2 protein-coding genes and 1 pseudogene are annotated in these 1697 nt (G+C 70.3%); all 3 read right to left on the bottom strand.

Translation table 11 applies throughout. The annotated features are described in order from the left end of the window. Positions 1 to 379: pseudogene (locus AC27IQ_RS23935) on the bottom strand (BMP family ABC transporter substrate-binding protein); the annotation flags it as partial. A gap of 88 nt (positions 380 to 467) precedes the next feature. Continuing rightward, complete coding sequence (locus tag AC27IQ_RS23930; RefSeq protein ID WP_284396176.1) at positions 468 to 1388, bottom strand: ABC transporter permease; 921 nt, start codon at positions 1386 to 1388, stop codon at positions 468 to 470. Then, on the bottom strand, positions 1389 to 1697 hold a 309-nt coding region (locus tag AC27IQ_RS23925), incomplete at its 5' end, for an ABC transporter permease subunit (RefSeq protein WP_487091051.1).

Raw genomic sequence — 1697 nt, 5'->3', positions numbered from 1 at the left:
TCCATGTACCCGAACGTGGTGCCGAAGATCAGCTTGTTGCCCTGCGAGGCCATGTCGCGCAGCACGCGCTCGGCGTCGGCCGACTCGGGCACGCTCTCCACGAAGCTGGTCTGCACCTTGTCGCCGAACTCCTTCTCGATCGCCTTTCGGCCGTTGTCGTGCGCGAAGGACCAGCCGCCGTCGCCCACCGGGCCCACGTAGGCGAACGCGATCTTCAAAGGCTCGGCCTTCGCGGCGGGGCGCGGACGCAGCGGGGCGCCGGAGCGGCGGCCGGCGCTGGCGCGGGCTCGTCTTTCTTGCCGCAGCCGGCCAGGGCGGCGGCGGCCACGGCGGAAAGCGCGGCCACCTTGAGCAGCGAGCGTTTGTGCAGATCGGTCATGTCGGTTCCTTTGAGGAAAAAAGTGAGGGGAGAGGCAACAAAAAATAAATTATCGGGGGCCCGTGCAGCACCGCGCGGGCCGTGCGGGTCACGACCCGGGATGGAACGGCTTGCCGAGCGAGGCCGGCATGTTCACGCGGATCCAGGCCGGGTTGCGCGAGATCAGCGCCAGCACCACGATGGTGGCCACGTAGGGCAGCATGCTCAGCAGCTGGCTGGCCACCTGCACGCCCGTGGCCTGCAGGTGGAACTGCAGCATGGTCACGCCGCCGAACAGGTAGGCACCAAGCAACACCCGTGCCGGCCGCCAGGTGGCGAAGGTGGTGAGGGCCAGCGCGATCCAGCCGCGGCCGGCCACCATGCCCTCCACCCACAGCGGCGTATAGACCGTGGAGATGTACGCGCCCGACAACCCGCAAAGCGCCCCCCCGGCCACCACGGCCGCCAGGCGGATGCGCCGCACCGGGTAGCCCAGCGCATGGGCCGACTCGGGCGACTCGCCCACCGAGCGCAGCACCAGGCCGGCGCGCGAGCGGTACAGGAACCACACCAGCCCCGCCACCAGCGCCATGGTGAGGTACACGAGGGGGTGCTGGCGGAACAGCGCGGGCCCGACGATGGGCAGGTCGCCCAGCCCGGGCACGGCGTACTTGGGCAGCTCCGGCAGCTTGGCCTGCACGTAGCGGATGCCCGCGAAGGCGGAAAAGCCCACCCCGAACAGGCTCAGCGCCAGGCCCGTGGCGTACTGGTTGGTGTTGAGCCAGATCACCAGCACGCCGAAGATGGCCGCCAGGAACGCCCCCGCCGCCATGCCGGCCGCGAAGCCCAGCCAGGTGTTGCCCGTGTGCACCACGGTGGCGAAGCCCGCGATGGCGGCGCAGAGCATCATGCCCTCGGCCCCCAGGTTGACGATGCCGGCCTTCTCGTTGATGAGCAGGCCCAGGGCGGCGATGGCCAGCACGGTGCCCGCGCTCAGCGTGGCGCCTAGAAGCAGTGCGTACGATTCCATTTAAGCGGTCCTCCCCTGGGACCCGACCCACCGCACGCGGTAGGCGATGAGCGTGTCGCACGCCAGCAGCGTGAACAGCAGCAGGCCCTGGAACACGCCCGTGAGCGACTTGGGCAGGCCCAGGCGCGACTGCGCCAGCTCGCCGCCGATGTAGAACATGCTCATCAGCACCGCCGAGAACACCATGCCCACCGGGTGCAGCCGCCCCACGAACGCCACGATGATGGCCGCGAAGCCGTAGCCCGCCGGCACGTAGGGCGTGAGCTGGCCGATGGGCCCCGCCACCTCCAGCGCGCCCGCCAGGCCCGC

The organism is Acidovorax sp. KPB24-07 (genome assembly GCF_057543315.1).
The sequence above is the reverse complement of the archived record's forward strand: the minus strand, read 5'-3'. Positions and strand labels throughout refer to the sequence as shown.